This is a genomic window from Micromonospora sp. BL4 (assembly GCF_003667505.1).
Classification (GTDB): Bacteria; Actinomycetota; Actinomycetes; order Mycobacteriales; family Micromonosporaceae; genus Micromonospora.
Genome location: NZ_RCVJ01000186.1, coordinates 1 through 17,553, shown reverse-complemented (window position 1 = coordinate 17,553; position 17,553 = coordinate 1). Strand labels below are relative to the sequence as shown.

The following is a 17,553-nucleotide window of genomic DNA, read 5'->3' as shown; positions in this document are numbered from 1 at the left end:
GGCCGGGGGTGATTGAGCGGTAGTGGGTCTTGTCGGTGTTGGCGAGGCTGAAGGTCTGGGAACGGGATGGTTCCGGGATGACCACCAGACCGGGGCGCTCGACCAGCAGCGGAGTGCCCGGTGGGACGGAGAGTGAGCTGTCCCGGGTGGCCCGCCAGCTGAGCACCACGAGGGGCTGGCCGGGCACCGGCAGCTGGTACGTCTGCAACGGGGTGGCCCGGTCGGCCGGCGAGACCACCGGCGCGCTCCCGTCCGCCGGTCGGTAGACAACCGCGGTCATCGTGCCCGCGTCGGTGTCCCAGCTGAGCTGCTGCAACTCGGCCGGCTCGCCGCCGCCGAGGGCGACCTCGCCGAGCGAGCGGACGGTCAGCTTCGCCATCGGCCAGGACGTCGGCACCGACTGCGGCGCGTCCCGGTCGCCGACCCGGCGCGGGATGCTGCCGAAGGGGCCCCGCTCGCCGGCCAGCACGCAGGTGTCCAGGCCGGTGAGCGCCCGCCGGCCCGTGCCGGACTCGTCGCGTACGAGTGGATAACGCGGGTCGGTGGTGCCGGTGCCCAGGTCGAGGAGCCGGTCGGCGGCCCGACCCCGGGGCAGCGACTCGGTGGCCCGCAGGGTCGCCGTCACCGGGACCGCCGCGCAGGACGGCACGTCGACCGGCGCGCTGAGGCCGTCGGCGACGGTCAGCGCCCGGCCCTGCGGCCCGAGCAGCCGCTGCACCCGGGCGGAGACCAGGTAGCGCCGGCCGCCGGCGGTCTGCACCGGCAGGACGTCGGAGTAGACCAGGTAGCCGGGGTCGGTGTACTCGGTGGCGCGGGTGACCGCGTACCGGTCGCCGTCGCGGGTGAGTTGCAGCAGCCAGGAGGAGCTCTCGCCGGGCACGTCCGCGGCGACCAGCGCCGTCGGGGCGCCGTCGACGCGGCCGGAGAAGAGGATGCCGGACGAGGGCAGGTGCGCCCGGTCGTCGACCGGTGACCGCCAGTCGCGTACCGCGTCGGTGACCGCCGCGGTCGTGGTGGCGTCGCCGGACAGGTCGCCCCGGGGTGGCCACACCGTCAGCGAGCCATCCAGGCTGTCGTACCCGACCCGAAGGTCCCGTGGCTTGCGCTCGGCGACCGGACCGCAGGCCGTGGCGGCCAGCAGGGCGGTCAGCAGCACGGTGAGCGCCCTGCCGTGCCGGCGGTCCGGAGTCACCTGATCCGCCCCCGATCGCCTCGTCGTCGCTGTGGGAAAGCGCCATAGTACGAGATGTCCGACGCGGCAGCTCGGGTGGCCGTCGGTCTACCCACCACATTGGACGCCACCGGGGCTTTAGTGCCTTTTCGTCGCTCGGGTAGACTCCGCCGACTGTGACGCCTGCCGAGTCCCGCGCCCTGTCCGCGCCGCACCGGGAGGCGACGGCCGGCCCCGACGAGACAGTGAGCCAGCGCACTCCGGCGGCCATTCCGGTCGATCCGGCCGGTGCTCCCGTCGGCACCGCCGCTCCCGTCGCGCCCGCCAGGGCTCCCGGCGTCGCCGGGTCCGCGCTCGCGGGGCCCGTCGCGCCGACGGCCGCTCCCGCCGGTTCCGAGGTGGACGAGGAAGCGGAATCCGCAGTGGAGACGCCGGCCAGGTCAGGGCGACGCTGGTGGACCGGGTGGACCCGGCGGCGGCAGAACCTGGCCGTGGGCGGGCTGTTCCTGCTCGCCGCGCTCTGGGTGACCAGCCGGATCTGGCTGGACCCGGCCGGCCGGGTGGCCTCGCTCTACACCGGTGACCCGGCCCAGGTGCAGTTCTTCCTCGCCCACTCGGTACGCGTCGTGCTGCACGGCGAGTATCCGTTCTACACCGAACAGTTCAACTACCCCGACGGCGTCAACCTGATGGCCAACACCGCGGTGCTGGCGCTGGGCATCCCCATGGTGCCGGTGACCCTGCTCTTCGGGCCGGCGGTGTCCTTCGTGGTGCTGGTGACGCTGGGCCTCGCCGGCACCGCCATGGCCTGGTACACGGTGCTCTCCCGGCACCTGGTGCGTACGCCGCTCGCCGCGGCCGTCGGCGGCTGGTTCTGCGGTTTCTCCCCGGCGATGCTCTCGCACGCCAGTTGGCACCCGAACATCATCAGCCAGTTCCTGCTGCCGTTCATCGTCTGGCGGGTCCTCGTGCTCACCCGGTCCCGCCGGCCGCTGCGCGACGGGACGCTGCTGGCGTTGCTGGTCACCGCGCAGGCGTTCATCAACGAGGAGATCCTGCTCTTCACCGCGCTGGCCTGCGGGGTCTTCCTGCTCGCGGTGCTCGCCCAGGAGCCCGCCCGCTGGTGGGCGGCGTGGCGACCGCTGGCCGCCGGCCTGGCGGCCTGCGCGCTGCTGGCCGGGGCGCTGCTGGCCTACCCGCTGTACGTGCAGTTCGCCGGGCCGATGGCGTACCACGGGCTCAGCGACGCGGTGCAGGACTACGGCAACGACATCGCCGCCTTCTTCGCCCCCGGCTCGCCCACCCTGGGCGGCAACCAGCGGGCCAACATCAACCTGGCGCCGAACTACTCGGAGGAGAACGCCTTCTTCGGCTGGAGCCTGTCGTTGCTCGCGGTCGGCGTCGTGGTCTGGCTGCGGCGGGACCTGATCGTCCGGGCGCTCGCGGCGACCGGCGGGTTCTTCGCCGTGCTCTCCCTCGGCGAACGGATCTCCTGGTGGGACCGGGAGCTGGTCACCGGGCCCTGGCAGTGGCTGGTCCACCTGCCGCTGCTGGACGCGGTGGTGCCGACGCGGTTCGGTCTGATCACCAGCGTGGTGATCGGCCTGCTGATCGCGCTCGCCGTTGAACGGGCCTGGGCGCTGCGCCCGGCCGACCGGCGTACCGTGCGCAAGCTCGTCGTCGCCGGCCTGGCGTTCGCGCTGCTGCCGATCGCCCCGATGCCGCTGCGGATGGTGTCCCGGCCGCCGGTGCCGGAGTTCATCACCGCCGACCGCTGGCGGGCGTACGTCGGCCCGGACCAGACGCTCGTGCCGATCCCGGTGCCCAGCATGGGCAACACGCACGGCATGCGCTGGGCGGCGGCCACCAACCTCGACTTCAAGATCCCCGGTGGCTACTTCCTCGCGCCCCGCAACGGCAACACCGGCGACCCGGGCCGGTTCGGCGGCCGACCGAGCGGGGTGGGTCAGGCGCTGGAGGAGGTCGCGACCACCGGCCGGACGCCCAAGCTGGACGACCGGCAGCGCCGCCGCTTCATGGACGAGCTGCGGCACTGGCGGGCGGCGATCCTGGTGCTGCCGGTCCGTCAGCAGCACGCCGAACCGCTGCGGCGGACCGTCGAGGAGCTGGTCGGTCCCGGCCGTCAGGAACTGGACGTCTGGGTGTGGGACGTCCGGACGCTGACCGACCGATCGGTCTGATGACCGCCGGGACAGCCTCCTCGGCGACCGCGGACCCGGCGACGGCGGTTCCGGCGACGGCACGCCGATCCGGGCCCGCCTGGCTGCCGGACGCACTGGTGGTGGCCGGTTACCTCGCGCTGGCCGTGCTGCTGACCAGCGGGCAGTGGCGGCACGCCGGGCGGCTCTTCCATCAGGCGGGCGACCAGGTCCTGTTCGAGTGGATGCTGGCCCACGCGGCCCGCGCCGTGGTGGAGGGGGAGAACCCGCTCTACAGCACCACGTTGAACGCGCCGGACGGCGTCAACCTGATGGCGAACACCTCGGTGCTCGGCCTGGGAGTCCCGCTGGCCCCGGTCACCCTGCTCTTCGGCTCGCAGGCGGCGTTCTGCGTGGCGGTCGTCTGCTGCCTCGCCGGCACCGCCACCGCCTGGTACGCGCTGTTGCGCCGCCGGCTGGTCACCGCCCGGTCCGCGGCGGCGATCGGCGGTCTGATCTGCGGCTTCGCCCCCGGCATGATCGCCCAGGCCGGCGCGCACCTGCACATGGCCGCCCAGTTCCTGGTGCCCGCGATCCTCGCCCTCGTGTTCCGACCCGCGACGTCCGGTGGGGTGTGGCGGCCCGGCGTCGGCCTCGGGCTGCTGCTCGTCTGGCAGGTCTTCATCGGCGAGGAGGTGCTGGTCTTCCTGGCGCTCGCGGCCGGGGTCTTCGCGCTGGGCTACGCGCTCGCCGACCGGGTGGCGGCCCGGCAGCTCGCGCCGGCCCTGCTCGGCCGGCTCGGGGTGGCTGCCGTCGTGGCGGCGGTGCTGCTGGCGTACCCGGTGTGGTTCCAGTTCCACGGCCCGCAGCACTACTCCGGAATGGCCTTCGCCACGCACGGCTTCCAACTGGACGCCGCGTCGTTCACCGCGTCGGCCCGGCAGACCGTTCTCGGCGACGACTGGCTGCCCGGACTGCTCTCGCCGAATCCGACCGAGGAGAACTCGTTCTTCGGTCCCGGGCTGCTGGTGCTCGCCGTGGTGGTGGTGATCTGGCTGTGGCGACGGCCGCTGGTCCGAGCGCTGGCCGGCTGCGGGCTGCTCTTCGCCCTGCTCTCGCTCGGCACCGAGCTGCGGGTGGACGGCACGGCAACCGGGATACCCGGGCCGTACCGGCTGGTCGCCCGGCTGCCGTTGCTCGACCTCGCGGTCCCGGCGCGGTTCGCGCTGGTCTGTGTACCGGTGCTGGGCGTCCTGATGGCGCTCTCCCTGGACCGGGTCCGGGCGGCACGTGGGCCGCGGACCGCGCCGGGGCTGCCCGTGCGGCTGCTGTGGACCGGCGCGGTGGCCGCCGCCCTGCTGCCCCTGGTCCCGACGCCGATCCGGGCCGTGCCGGTCGCGCCGGTGCCGGAGTTCGTCGCCGAGGGCGGGTGGCGCCCGCTGGTGCCACCCGGCCGGACCGTGGTCGCGGTGCCACCGGTCACCGGCGCCGCGCTGAGCCCGGTGATGCTCTGGTCCGCCCGCACCGGGCTGGCCTTCCGCGCGCCCGGCGGGTACTTCATCGGCCCGACCGGCCCGGACGACCCGGCGGCGCGCTGGGGCGCGCCGGACCGGCCCACCGCCGCGCTGCTGCGCCGGGTGGCCGAGACCGGCACGGTGCCGGTGCTCACCGACGCCGACCGCCGCCAGGCCGTCGAGGATCTGCGGCACTGGCGGGCCGCGCTCGTGGTGCTCGGCCGGTTGGCGCACGGCGAACCGGTCCGCCGGACCGTCGAGGAGCTGCTCGGCCCGGCCCGGCCCGTCGACGGCGGGTGGGTCTGGGACGTCCGGGACCGCGTCGGCTGACTAACCCACCAGCGTGCGGACGTCCCAGATCCAGACGTCGTCGACCCGCTGCGGCGGCCCGATCAGGGCGGTGACCAGCTCGCGCAGCACCGCCTCGCGCGGATGCGCACCGAGCACCACCACCGAGGCACGCCAGAACCGCAGATCCTCGACGGCCTGGCGGCGGTCGGCGTCGGTGAGCGCGGGGACCGCGCCAGCGTCCATCGTGGAGTAGATGAGGCTGCTGGTCGGCCGGTTGGGCGCGCCGAAGACTCCCTCGCCCACCTCGTTCGGGCCGATGAAGTAGCCGCCCGGAATGGGGAACTCCTGTTCGGTCAGCGCGCTCCACCGCAGCGTCGGCAGGCCGTGCACGTTGCTCGGGATCGGCACCGGCACCAGCGTCCGGCCCGCCGGCACGTACGGCCGCCAGCCGCCGGCGGTGATGAAGTGCGGCGGCGGGTCCATCGGCTGGGCCGGCAGCGGCCGGGGGAGGAGCGGCAGCACGGCGAGGGCGACCGACGCGTACCCGACCGGCCGCAACCACCGCCGGCGCGGCGCCGCCGGTGCGGACGCGTCGCGGGGCGTCGTCGGGGCCGGCTCGCCGGCCCGCGGGGCCGGCACCCGGGCCCGGTCGGCCTCCGGTCGGCCCTGGCGGTACGCCGCGTCCCAGGTCAGCGCGAGCAGCACGCCCACCGCGGCGGCCACCACCAGGGTCAGCCGGGTCGGCATCATCATCTCGACCAGCGGCAGGTCGTCCGGCACGTACGACCACGGGCCGCGCACGGCGGTCTCCACGCCGTTGAACCGCACCACCGGGCCGATCGCGGCCACGGAGAAGACCACGATCAGCACCGCGACGATCCGGGCGGCCAGCGACCGGCGGACGAGCAGCACCAGCGCCACCACCGACAGCAGCACCAGCGGCCAGCCGAACCACGTGTTCTGCTCGGTCAACCCGATCGTCTTCTCCACCGCCGGGTCACCGGCCCAGGTGTCCCGTGCAAAGGTGACGAAGGCGACCAGGTCCTCGCCCCAGTTGTGGAAGACGCCGCCCTGCAGGCCTCGGTAGGACTGCGGGCCGTTGAACTGGTACCAGATCGGGTACGCGGCGAGCAGCAGCGCCAGTCCGCCGGCGACGCCCAGCCCGGCCAGGAACGTGCCCGCGGCGGCGCGCGTCGCCGCCGGCCGCTGCACGGCGTACGCCAGCACGACGACCAGGCAGGCCAGCGCGGTGAGCAGCAGCATCTCCTCGTTGATGAAGATCTGGTACGCCACCAGCACCCCGAGAACCAACCCGTTGCGCCGCCACCGGCCCGGCTCGCCCAGCCGCAGCACCCGCAGCACGATCAGTGGCAGCAGGAAGTTGGACACGAAATTGGGCTGGCCGTTGGCGTGGTGGATGATCCCCGGCGCGAAGCCGAGGAAGGCGCCACCGACGAAGGCAGCCGCCCGCGAACGCACCAGGTGCCGGGAGAGCACCCAGTACCCGGTGCCGGCGGTCGCCGCCAGCGCCCCGCCCAGGTAGAGCGCGTACATCACCTGCGGGCCGAGCAGCATGGTCAGCGGGGCCAGCGGCAGGGTCACCCCGAGCAGCGAGGTGTTGGCCATCATGTTCACCCCGTCCGGGGCGTTCTGCCGCGCCGTGAACAGCGGGTTCTCCAGGTGCCGCAGCGAGTACGCGCCATGCGCGAACAGCCACTCGAACCAACTGTGGTCGGTGGGGAGGTGCGAGGACACCCGAGCCTGCACGTCCCCCCAGTAGTTGAGGCAGACGAACACGCCCAGCAGCACATAGGCTCCGAGGGCCAACAGGTCGGCGCGGGCCGGGCGGCGCCGAGGCCGTCGTGTCGGCTCGACCTCGGCCGGGTCGGCGTCGGTCCTGGAATTCAGCGAAGGGTCTATCACCGGCACGGCCACGACGCGCCATCGTACAGGCGTGGATGCGTCGCTTTTGCCGGGCCGGTACGCCCAACGGTCGGTTTGTGGCGCGCGGCCCGCCGGTCAGCCGGACGCGGGGACGGAAGGACGGTCGGTGTCGTCGATCATCGAGCTGGGTGAGGTCCGGGACGGTTCGCCGTCGGTGCCACCGGCCCGTCGGCCGCGCGTTGCCGGCCGTCCGCTGCGCTGCACGGCGGTGCTGTTGCTGGCCCTCGTCGTGCTGGCCGGTGCGACACCGGTGCCGCAGCGCACGGTGAGCGTGGTGCCGGCCCTGTCGAACGCCCATCTGTACCTCGTCGAGGACGGTGTCTTCGTCGTCGACCCCGCGACACCCACCGGCGACCGGTACCTGACCGCGTACGCCCAGCCGTCGCCGACGGACCGTGGCGCGCGGCGCCGATGGCAGGTACCGCTGGCCGGCATGGCCGACTACCTCGGCGTACGGGCCGAACGGGGGCTGGTGCTGCTGATCGGTGTCAGCGCCGCGGGCGGAGTCCTCCAGACGACCGCCCTCGACGCCGCCACCGGGAAGCAGCGCTGGCAGATTCCGGGCCTCGTCGAGTGGACGACCGACGGCGGGCTGTTGCTGACGAGCGGCTTCACGGAAGGCGCGGGCTCGGTGCGCCGGGTGGCATCCGACACCGGTCGGGTGAGCTGGTCGGTGCCCGTTTCGTCGTCCGGATCGCCCGACTACCGCCGGGGCGCGAACGGGGTCGACCAGTTCGTGTTCGTCCAGCCGACCGGCGAGGTGCGGGTGCACGACGCCGGCACCGGCCGGCTGATGCGCAGTGTCGACACGTTGCCCGGCAACCGGTCGGCGTTCCAGCAGGTGCAGGTCGTGGGCGACGTGCTGCTGGTCGTCTCGCCCGACAGCACCCGGGTGGTCGCCTACGGCCTGCCGGGACTGGATCCACGGTGGACGGCGGAGGTGCCGCTGCTGGCCTACGCGACCGACTGCGCCGGCCTGCTCTGCCTGATCAATCAGAATGGTGGGTTCCAGGTCCTCGACCGGGCCACCGGCGTGCTGCGCTGGTCGGATCCGGACCACACGCTGATGGACATTCGGCACGACCGGCTGCTGGTGCTCGGGCCGGGCCAGCGGTACGCGGTGCGGGACGCGGCGACCGGGAAGCTGTGGAGTGATCTTGGCCAGTGGGACCTGGCGCCGGTGCCACGGCGCGACGATCCGCTGATCGGGATGCGGCCCGGTGCCGACGGCCGGATGCTCGTCGCCGAGCTGGACCTGGCCGCCGGTCGGCCGCGGACCCTGGACGTGCTGCCGGGCGTGGCCGGCAGCTGTCAGGCAGCCCCACCGGTCCTGCTCTGCCGCCGCCTCGACGGTTCGACCGCGCTGTGGCGGTTGCGACCGTGACCGGCCCGGTCATCGACCTCGGCGAGCTGCGGCACGAGCCGGAGCCCGCGAGGCTGCCCCGCCCATCCCGCGCGAACGGTCGACCGCTGCGCTGCGCGCTGGTCCTGCTGCTCGCACTGGTCACGCTCGCCGCCGCCGGGCCGCCCACCCGGCGGGCCGTGGTGACGCTGCCGGCCCGGCTCGGGGCCGATGTGATGGTCGCAGGTGACCTGTTCCTGGTCATCGACCCGATCACCCCCCAGACGCCGCAGCGGCGACTGGCCGCGTTTCGGCTGCCCGGCGGCGAGCCGGTCTGGCAGGCGCCGTTGCCCGCGCAGGGCCGGTACTGGGGGGTCACACCGCTGGCCGGGATGCTGCTGGTCACCGGGTACGAAATGGACTCCGAGGGCCGGGGCACGCTCACCGTGGCGCTGGACCGGGCGACCGGGGCGTACCGGTGGCAGCAGCCCGGCCGCGCCAGCGAGTTGGCCGACGGAAACCTGCTGCTGTACTCCGGCGGCGAGGACGAGCCGGTGAGCATGCGCGCGGTCGACCCGTGCTGCGGCACCGTCCGCTGGCAGTTGACCGGCACCCGGGGTGAGGTCAACTACCGGGACAGCGGACACGGGGTGGACCGGGTGGTGTTCAGTCGTGCGAACGGGCCGATCGAGGTCCGCGACGCGACGACCGGCGCCGTGCTGGCCCGCACCGACGGGCGCCCGACCGGCGGGGCGTACACGACCGTGCAGCTCATCGACGACCTGGTGCTCACCGTCGGCGGGGCGCCGTCCATGGTCACCGCGTACGGGCTGGACCGACTCGAACAGCGCTGGCGTACGCCTGCCGACGAGGCGCTGTACCCGGTCGACTGTGGCCCCGTCATCTGCCTGCAGACGCAGTCCCGCGGCATCCGGGCGGTCGACCGCACGACCGGTCAGCAGGTCTGGAGCAGCGACCGGTGGGGCTGGGTCTGGCCGCACGCCGGTGAGCTGGTCGCCACCATGTTGAGCAGCGCCGGCCCCGGCTCGGAGCAGCTCGTGGTGCTCGACCCGTGGACCGGTCGCGTGCTGGCCGACCTGGACCGCTGGGAGCTGGCCGGGTCCGATCCCGGGGCTCCGATGATCGGGCTACGCCGGCATCCTGACGGCGGGTTGCTCGTCGCCGAGCTGGATGTCCATGCCGGCACGGCGCGCGTGCTGGATGTCCTGCCCGACGCGTCCGGCCTGTGTCAGGCGAGTGTCGACCGGCTGCTGTGCCGGCGGCTCGACGGCTCGTACGGGCTGTGGCAGTTACCGGACTGAATCACCAGTTGGGCTGGGCGGGCGGCGGGGGCAGCGGCACCGACGCCGGCCGCAGCACGTACGCCACCCCACCGCTGCCCCGCTGCCAGGCCACCTCGAACGGCTGCCGGGGCACGGTACGGCGTACCGCGTCGTCGTCCGGCGCGTACGGGTCGTTGAGCACCGGGTCGCCGTCAGCGGTGAAGCCGACCAGCACCATCAGGTGCCCCTTCGTGTCGTACGCCAGCCCCGGCACCTCGCCGGCCCGGAACGCCGCGGAGACGATCAACGGGATGCCGGCGGCGAGGAACGCCTCCGCCTCGGCCAGCGACCGCAGCCGGGTGACGAACGCCTCCACCCCGTGCAGTCCGGCGTACGCGGTGTTGAACGGCCAGTTGCCGGCCCCGGCGTACCCGTGGTCGTAGCAGTGCCGGGCGGCGTGCACCACCACCGGGCGCGGGCCGGGCGGCTCCACCCAGGCGTAGCGCTCCGGCGCCGGCTCGGCGCCCCAGTAGGCGAGCACCATGGAGGTGCAGGTGGGGCTGCACCACGACTCGCCCCCGCCACCCCACTGCGGGTGCTCGCCGGCGTGCAGCCGCTGTGAGTAGCGGGGCACGTCCAGCACCCGCCCGCGGGCGGCGGCCGGGCCTGCGCCGTACCCCGGATCGTCGGTCGGGTCGGCCGGCGTGTGGCCGGTGGCGACCGCGCCGACGCTGCGCAGCACCGGGCCGGTCGGGCTGCCCGGCGGCCGGCACAGGGTCACCCGGGCCTGCCAGCCGGTGACCGTCGCCCCGGCGACGATCAGCGTGTCGGTGTCCACCCGGGCGTCGCCGTCGCGCTGTCCGGGCACCGAGGTGCGCCGCAGCGCGCGGTCGTCGGCCGCCCAGCGGGCCAGCAGGTACCAGCCGGTGCTGGGCGCGTCTCCGTGCCAGCCGCGCAGCTCGACCTCGATCCAGCAGCCGTCGGGGGTGTCGGCGGTCCACGACGGGACCACCTCGGCGACTCCGAAGCCGACCGGCACCGGCGGTGACGTCCACCTGCCCCGCCGGCCGGCGTCGCCCAGGGCCAGCCCCCGATCGGTGACGCGCAGGCCGTCGATGGTGCCGGCCGTCGAGTCCGCCGGGTGGTGGAAGCCCCGGTAGGCGATGTCCCGCCGGGTGGGTGGTGCCGCGATGGTCATGACAGGTCCGTCCGTCGCTGGGTGCCGGAAGCATCGCGTACGCCGCGCTGGTCCGCAACGTCGACCGGCGCGGGCCGCGAGGGACGATGGTTGCCGGCCGGCACTAGGTTGTCGGTGGTCAGCAGCGAGGAGGCCGGGATGCGGGTACTGGTGGTGGAGGACGAGCGCAACCTCGCCGACGCGATCGCGCGCGGGTTGCGCAAGCGGGGGATGGCGGTCGACGTGGCCTACGACGGTGACGCCGGCCACGAGGCGGCGTTCGTCACCCGGTACGACGTGGTCGTGCTGGACCGCGACCTGCCCGGCGTGCACGGCGACCAGATCTGCGCCGACCTCGCCGCCTCCGGTGCGCTCACCCGGGTGCTGATGCTGACCGCGAGCGGCACGGTGGCCGACCGGGTGGAGGGGTTGCAGCTCGGCGCCGACGACTACCTGCCCAAACCGTTCGCCTTCGACGAGCTGGTCGCCCGGGTGCAGGCGCTGGGCCGGCGGGCCACCCCGGCCGCGCCCCCGGTGCTGGAGCTGGCCGACCTGGTGCTCGACCCGGCCCGTCGGGTCGCCACCCGGGCCGGCGAGCCGGTCGACCTGACCAACAAGGAGTTCGGGGTGCTCAGCGAGCTGCTCAAGGCGCGCGGCGCGGTGGTCTCCAGCGAGGAGTTGCTGGAACGGGTCTGGGACGCCAACACGGACCCGTTCACCACCATCGTCCGGGTCACCGTGATGACGCTGCGCAGGAAGCTCGGCGACCCACCGCTGATCGAGACGGTCGTCGGCGCGGGTTACCGCACGGCCGAGGTGTCGTGATGGCCGGCCGGGGAGGATTGCGACCCACCCTGCGGTTGCGGCTGACCGTGCTGAACGGCGTGCTGCTGATCGGCGCCGGAGCGATCCTGGTGCTGCTGGCCTGGCTGCTGGTTCGGGACGCGTTGCGACCCACCGACGAGCTGCTTCCGGGCACGACCGTGGTGCTGTCCGACGGCCGGGTGCTTGACGCCGCGCAGTGGCAGCGTCAGTTGGTCGACGCCGCCTCCGGGGAGTTGTTGGCCAAGGGGCTGGTCGCGCTGCTGGCGATCAGCGTGGTCGGGGTGGCCGGCGCGTACGCGGTGGCGGGGCGGGCCCTGCGTCCGCTGCACCAGGTCACCGCGACCGCGCAGCGGCTCGGCGAGGCGACCCTGGACCAGCGGATCGGTTACTCGGGCGCCGACGACGAGGTGGCCGAGCTGGCGAAGACGTTCGACGCCATGCTGGACCGGATCGCGTCCGCGTTCGAAGCCCAGAAACGGTTCGTGGCCAACGCGTCGCACGAGCTGCGTACCCCGCTCGCGGTGATGCGGACCGAGATTGACGTGACGCTCAGCGACGACGACGCGGACGCCGCCGAGTACCGCCGGATGGCGACGGTGGTCCGGGACGCCTCGGAGCGCGCCAACGGTCTGGTGGACGCGCTGCTGGTGCTGGCCCGCAGCGAGGCGCAGGCCGGGCGGCGGCTCGGCCGGCGCACCGAGTGCGACCTGGCCACCGGCACGGCCAACGCGCTGTCGGCGATGCGCCGCGAGGTGGACCGGATCGGCCTGCGGGTGCAGACCTCGCTGGAGTCCGCGCCGGTGGTCGGCGACCCGGGGCTGCTCGACCGGCTGGCCGGCAACCTGATCGAGAACGCGGTCCGCTACAACCACCTGCACGGCCGGCTCTGGGTGCGTACCGGCACCGACGGCGACCGATCGTGGCTGGTGGTCGGCAACACCGGTTTCGAGGTGGACCAGGCCGACGTGCCGGGGCTGTTCGAGCCGTTCCGGCGCGGCGGCCGGGAGCGCACCGGCGCCCGCGGATCCGGCCTGGGGCTGTCCATCGTCCGGGCGGTCTGCGACGCGCACGGCGGCACGGTGCGGGTGATCGCGCAGCCCGGCGGGGGCCTGGAGGTGACGGTCACCCTGCCGTCGGCGGACGCCCCGGCGGTGACCGGTCCGGTGCCCACCGCCGGCTGAACGGGTTGCGCGCGGCCGCAGCCCGATGGCAGGATCGCGCCGTCAGCTCGAGATCGAAAGGGGGTGCGTTCGATGTCCACCATCACCGACTCCGCGCCCCGGGTTTCTCTCGGCTGACCCCCGGAGGCGGAGCGTCCCCATCCAGCACGGAGGGAACACCCGTGTATCCACGGATCCGCAACATCAGTTTCGACTGTCACGACACGTACGCCCTGGCCGGCTTCTGGTCCTCGGTGCTCGGGTACGCCCGGCACCCCGAGGACGTTCCGGGCGATCCGGAGGCGGCGCTGCTGCCACCGGACGAGGCGACGCCGAACCTGTTCTTCCAGGCGGTGCCGGAGGACAAGGTCACCAAGAACCGGCTGCACATCTGCCTGGAGCCCGTCGACCGGACCCGGGACGAGGAGATCGAGCGGGTGCTCGGCCTCGGAGCCACCATGGTCGCGGACCGACGGAACGCCGACGGTACGGGCTGGGCGGTGGTCGCCGACCCGGAGGGGAACGAGTTCTGCGTGGTACGCGGTGCCGGGGAGCGTGTCCCCACCACCACTGTGGAGGATCAACCGTGAGTTCGAAGATCCACAACATCAGCATCGACTGTCACGACACGTACGCGTTGGCCGGCTTCTGGTCGCAGGTCTTCGACTGCCCGCGGCAGCCCGACGACTTCCCCGGCGACCCGGAGGCGATGCTCCTGCCCCCGGGCGGCCCGGAGGTGCTGTTCATCGCCGTGCCCGAGGGCAAGGCGGTGAAGAACCGGCTGCACCTGGACCTTCAGCCGGCCGACCGGACCCGGGCCGAGGAGGTCGAGCGGTTGCTCGGCATCGGGGCGGTGCACGTCGCCGACCAGATCGGGCCGACCGGTGGCGGCTGGGTGGTGCTCGCCGACCCGGAGGGCAACGAGTTCTGCGTGCTCGGCAGCGCTGCCGAGCGGGCCGCGGCAGCGGCGGCGCGGGCCGCCGCGCAGGACCGCGAACCGGCCTGATCGCCGACGTACGGCACGGGGCCCCGGCCACCCTCGGGCGGCCGGGGCCCCGGTCGGTACGGCTCGGAAGTGCTGCTCGACCTTCGCGGCCAAGCGGACGCGCTGTCGCCGGAAAGCGGTCGCGGTGGCCGGTCCGCCGGGAGGGACGGCCGACCACCGCGACGGTGGTGCTGCTTCCGGTCAGGCGGGCAGGCTCGCCGCCCCGCGCGGCAGGAACCGCTGGCCGGTGACCCGCTCGCTGGTGCCGGTCCGGTCCAGGTACGGCGTCACGCCGCCCAGGTGGAACGGCCAGCCGGCGCCGAGGATCATGCACAGGTCGATGTCCTGCGCCTCGGCGACCACACCCTCGTCCAGCATCAGCCGGATCTCCTGTGCGAGCGCGTCGAGCGCGTTCTGCCGTACCTGCTCGGCGGTCAGCGGCTGGTCGCCGACCACGAGCAGCTCGGCGACGTCCGCGTTGATCTGGTCGTCGACCACGATGGGCCGGCCCGAGTCGGCGATCCGCTTGAGGTTCTCGCTGACGCCGAACCGGTCCGGGTACGCCGCGTGCAGGGTGCCGCCCACGTGGTACGCGACGGCCGGCCCGACCAGCTGGAGCAGGGCCAGCGGGCGCATCGGCAGGCCCAGCGGGTCCAGCGCGCTGTTCGCCACGTCCAGCGGAGTGCCGGCGTCGACGGCGGCGAAGACGGTGCCCAGGAAGCGGGTGAGCAGCCGGTTCACCACGAACGCCGGCGCGTCCTTGACCAGCACGCTCGACTTCTTGAGCTGCTTGCTGACCGCGAACGCGGTCGCGAGGGTGGCGTCGTCGGTGCGCGCACCCCGGACGATCTCCAGCAACGGCAGCACCGCCACCGGGTTGAAGAAGTGGAAGCCGACCACCCGCTCCGGGTGCTCCAGCTCCGCGGCCATCTCGGTGATGGAGAGCGAGCTGGTGTTGGTGGCGAGCACCGCCTCCGGGGAGACGATCTTCTCCAGTTCGGCCCAGACCTGCTTCTTGACGCCCAGGTCCTCGAAGACCGCCTCGATGACGAAGTCGGCGTCGGCGAAGGCGCTCTTGTCGACCGTGCCGCTGACCAGGCCGTACAGCTTGGCGGCGGTGCCCTTGTCCATCCGGCCCTTGGTGACGGCCTTCTCGATCTGGGTGTGCACGTAGCCGACGCCCTTGTCCACCCGGGACTGGTCCAGGTCGGTCATCACGACCGGCACCTGGAGGCGGCGGGCGAACAGCAGCGCCAGCTGGCTGGCCATCAGGCCGGCGCCGACGATGCCGACCTTGGTGACCGGCCGGGCCAGGCCCTTGTCCGGTGCGCCGGCCGGCCGCTTGGCCCGCCGCTGCACCAGGTCGAAGGCGTACAGGCCGCTGCGCAGCTCCTCGGAGAAGACCAGGTCGGCGAGGGCCTCGTCCTCGGCGGCGGTGCCGGCGGCGAAGTCGGCGTCCTTCGCCGTCTCCAGCAGATCCAGGGCCTTGTACGCGGCCGGAACAGCGCCGTGCAGCCGCTGGTTCAGCGTCTCCCGGGCGAAGTAGAGCACGCCCGCCCACATGTCCTTGTCGACCTCGGGTCGGGTCACGGTGACCTGGCCCCGCACCACGCCGGCGGCCCACTCCAGGGACCGCTCCAGGAAGTCGGCCGGCTCCAGCAGCACGTCCGCGATGCCCAGCTCGGCGGCCTGCTTCGGCTTGAGCATCTTGTTCTGCATCAGCGGGTTCTGGATGATCACCTGGGTGGCGGCGGGGATGCCGATCAGGTTCGGCAGCAGTTGGGTGCCGCCCCACCCGGGGACCAGACCGAGGGAGACCTCGGGCAGCGCGAGGGCCGCGGCACCGCCGGAGAGCGTCCGGTAGTGGCAGTGCAGCGCCAACTCCAGGCCGCCACCCATCGCCGCGCCGTTGACGAACGCGAACGTGGGCACGGTGCTGTCCTTGAGCCGGGCGAAGACCCGGTGGCCGAGCCGGCCGATCTCCAGCGCCTGCGCGCGGTCGGCGAGCTGCGGCAGGCCGACGATGTCCGCGCCCACGCAGAAGATGTACGGCTTGCCGGTTACCGCGATGAACGCCGGGTCGGCGGCGAGCGCGGCGCTGATGGCCTCGTCCAGGCTGGTCAGCCCGGCCGGGCCGAAGGTGTTCGGCTTGGTGTGGTCGAAGCCGTTGTCCAGCGTGATCAGGGCGGCGGGTCGGTCCAGCCCCGGTACGTTCACCTGGCGCAGCAGCGCCTTGGTGACGACCTCATTCGGTGCCTTCACTTGTTGCCCTCCGTCCAGTGCGGGTTCTCCCAGATGACCGTGCCGCCCATGCCGATGCCGATGCACATGGCGGTGAGGCCGTAGCGGACCTCGGGGTGCTCGGCGAACTGGCGGGCCAGCTGGGTCATCAGACGCACGCCGGAGGAGGCCAGCGGGTGGCCGATGGCGATCGCGCCGCCCCACGGGTTGACCCGCGGGTCGTCGTCGGCGATGCCGAAGTGGTCGAGGAAGGCGAGCACCTGCACGGCGAAGGCCTCGTTCAGCTCGAACAGGCCGATGTCGTCGATGCTGAGCCCGGCGATGCGCAGCGCCTTCTCCGTCGACGGGATCGGGCCGACGCCCATCACCTCCGGCTCGACGCCCACGAATCCGAACGACACGAGCCGCATGGCGACCGGCAGCCCCAGCTCGCGGGCGGTGGCCTCGTCGGCGAGCAGGCTCGCGGTGGCGCCGTCGTTCAGGCCGGCCGCGTTGCCCGCGGTGACCTTGCCGTGCGGGCGGAACGGGGTCTTCAGCGTGCCGAGCTTTTCGAGCGAGGTGTCGCGCGGCGCCTCGTCCACGGTGGCCAGGCCCCAGCCGCCCTCGGCGTCGCGGATGGCGACCGGCACCAGGTCGTCCTGGAGCTTGCCGTTCGCGTACGCCTTGGCGGTCTTCTGCTGCGAGGCGAGCGCGAACGCGTCGGTGCGCGCCTTGGTGATGTGCGGGACCAGGTCGTGCAGGTTCTCCGCGGTGGCGCCCATGACCAGCGCGGACGGGTCGACCAGCTTCTCCGCGATGATGCGGGGGTTGGGGTCGACGCCCTCACCCATCGGGTGGCGGCCCATGTGCTCGACGCCGCCCGCGATGGCGATGTCGTACGCGCCCATGGCGATGCCACCGGCGACGGTCGTCACCGCGGTCATCGCGCCGGCGCACATGCGGTCGATGGCGAAGCCGGGAACGGTCTTGGGCAGACCGGCCAGCAGGGCGGCGGTCCGCCCGATGGTGAGGCCCTGGTCGCCGATCTGGGTGGTGGCCGCGATGGCGACCTCCTCGACCCGCTCCGGCGGCAGCTGCGGGTTGCGGCGCAGCAGTTCACGGATGCAACGGATCACCAGGTCGTCGGCGCGGGTGTTGGCGTACATGCCACCCGCCTTGCCGAACGGGGTACGGACGCCGTCGACGAACACGACATCCCGAACTTCACGGGGCACTTGAGCCTCCTATTCGACCATGATCCGGTCTTCGTGCGGAGCGGCACGCCGGACCGGACAAGGGTCGCCGACACGGGCACGTTCCCCCGGATGCTACTCGTCAGTAACCAACCTCGTCCCCACTGCTCACTGTGGCCCACCCCACACCACCGCGTTGATCATGAAGTTGTTGTGGCGACACGACGGTCCGGAGGGCGACAACTTCATGATCAACCCGGTGGGTGTGGGTTTCAGGGGACGGTGGGGG

The 17,553-nt window shown here is 73.3% G+C and carries 13 protein-coding genes; 8 read left to right on the top strand and 5 right to left on the bottom strand.

Going from position 1 to position 17,553, the window contains the following annotated elements; translation table 11 throughout:
* On the bottom strand, positions 1 to 1,156 hold a 1,156-nt coding region (locus EAD89_RS25030), incomplete at its 3' end, for a hypothetical protein (protein ID WP_233579093.1).
* 437 nt (positions 1,157 to 1,593) lie between these two features.
* Here EAD89_RS25030 and EAD89_RS25025 point away from each other — a divergent pair.
* Positions 1,594 to 3,372, top strand: coding sequence for a hypothetical protein (locus EAD89_RS25025; RefSeq protein ID WP_121677423.1), 1,779 nt, complete (start codon positions 1,594 to 1,596; stop codon positions 3,370 to 3,372).
* Positions 3,372 to 5,174 carry a hypothetical protein gene (locus EAD89_RS25020; protein WP_233579091.1) on the top strand — a complete coding sequence of 601 codons (1,803 nt, stop codon included), beginning with the start codon at positions 3,372 to 3,374 and terminating at the stop codon, positions 5,172 to 5,174. Before EAD89_RS25025 ends, EAD89_RS25020 begins: the two co-directional genes overlap by 1 nt.
* On the opposite strand, the gene EAD89_RS25015 is transcribed toward EAD89_RS25020, so the two are convergent.
* Entirely contained in the window at positions 5,175 to 7,064 is a 1,890-nt protein-coding gene (locus EAD89_RS25015) for a hypothetical protein (protein ID WP_199733622.1), read from the bottom strand.
* A 121-nt stretch (positions 7,065 to 7,185) separates the two neighbouring features.
* Here EAD89_RS25015 and EAD89_RS25010 point away from each other — a divergent pair, with 121 nt between their 5' ends.
* Positions 7,186 to 8,463 carry a PQQ-binding-like beta-propeller repeat protein gene (locus EAD89_RS25010; protein WP_121677418.1) on the top strand — a complete coding sequence of 426 codons (1,278 nt, stop codon included), beginning with the start codon at positions 7,186 to 7,188 and terminating at the stop codon, positions 8,461 to 8,463.
* Positions 8,460 to 9,743 carry a PQQ-binding-like beta-propeller repeat protein gene (locus EAD89_RS25005; protein WP_147458865.1) on the top strand — a complete coding sequence of 428 codons (1,284 nt, stop codon included), beginning with the start codon at positions 8,460 to 8,462 and terminating at the stop codon, positions 9,741 to 9,743. The genes EAD89_RS25010 and EAD89_RS25005 overlap by 4 nt, the downstream gene beginning before the upstream one ends.
* 1 nt (position 9,744) lies before the next feature.
* On the opposite strand, the gene EAD89_RS25000 is transcribed toward EAD89_RS25005, so the two are convergent.
* Positions 9,745 to 10,902: a C39 family peptidase gene (locus EAD89_RS25000; protein WP_121677416.1), complete on the bottom strand. Its 1,158-nt coding sequence runs from the start codon at positions 10,900 to 10,902 to the stop codon at positions 9,745 to 9,747.
* 138 nt (positions 10,903 to 11,040) lie between these two features.
* Between EAD89_RS25000 and EAD89_RS24995 the strand changes: the two genes are divergently transcribed.
* The 4 genes from EAD89_RS24995 (at position 11,041) to EAD89_RS24980 (ending at position 13,872) form a co-directional block, all read left to right on the top strand.
* Complete coding sequence (locus EAD89_RS24995) at positions 11,041 to 11,706, top strand: response regulator transcription factor (protein WP_121677422.1); 666 nt, start codon at positions 11,041 to 11,043, stop codon at positions 11,704 to 11,706.
* Positions 11,706 to 12,887 (top strand): cell wall metabolism sensor histidine kinase WalK, encoded by a 1,182-nt coding sequence (locus EAD89_RS24990; RefSeq protein ID WP_199733621.1) that lies wholly within the window; start codon positions 11,706 to 11,708, stop codon positions 12,885 to 12,887. Before EAD89_RS24995 ends, EAD89_RS24990 begins: the two co-directional genes overlap by 1 nt.
* A 161-nt stretch (positions 12,888 to 13,048) precedes the next feature.
* Positions 13,049 to 13,456 (top strand): VOC family protein, encoded by a 408-nt coding sequence (locus tag EAD89_RS30555; RefSeq protein ID WP_158610771.1) that lies wholly within the window; start codon positions 13,049 to 13,051, stop codon positions 13,454 to 13,456.
* The gene (locus EAD89_RS24980; RefSeq protein ID WP_121677413.1) at positions 13,453 to 13,872 is read left to right on the top strand and encodes a VOC family protein; all 420 of its coding nucleotides are present in this window, start codon (positions 13,453 to 13,455) and stop codon (positions 13,870 to 13,872) included. Before EAD89_RS30555 ends, EAD89_RS24980 begins: the two co-directional genes overlap by 4 nt.
* Positions 13,873 to 14,052: 180 nt before the next feature.
* On the opposite strand, the gene EAD89_RS24975 is transcribed toward EAD89_RS24980, so the two are convergent.
* Positions 14,053 to 16,113: a 3-hydroxyacyl-CoA dehydrogenase NAD-binding domain-containing protein gene (locus EAD89_RS24975; protein WP_121677412.1), complete on the bottom strand. Its 2,061-nt coding sequence runs from the start codon at positions 16,111 to 16,113 to the stop codon at positions 14,053 to 14,055.
* Positions 16,110 to 17,306, bottom strand: a complete 1,197-nt coding sequence (locus EAD89_RS24970; RefSeq protein ID WP_121677411.1) for an acetyl-CoA C-acyltransferase — start codon at positions 17,304 to 17,306, stop codon at positions 16,110 to 16,112. Before EAD89_RS24970 ends, EAD89_RS24975 begins: the two co-directional genes overlap by 4 nt.
* Between the last annotated feature and the right edge of the window lie 247 nt (positions 17,307 to 17,553).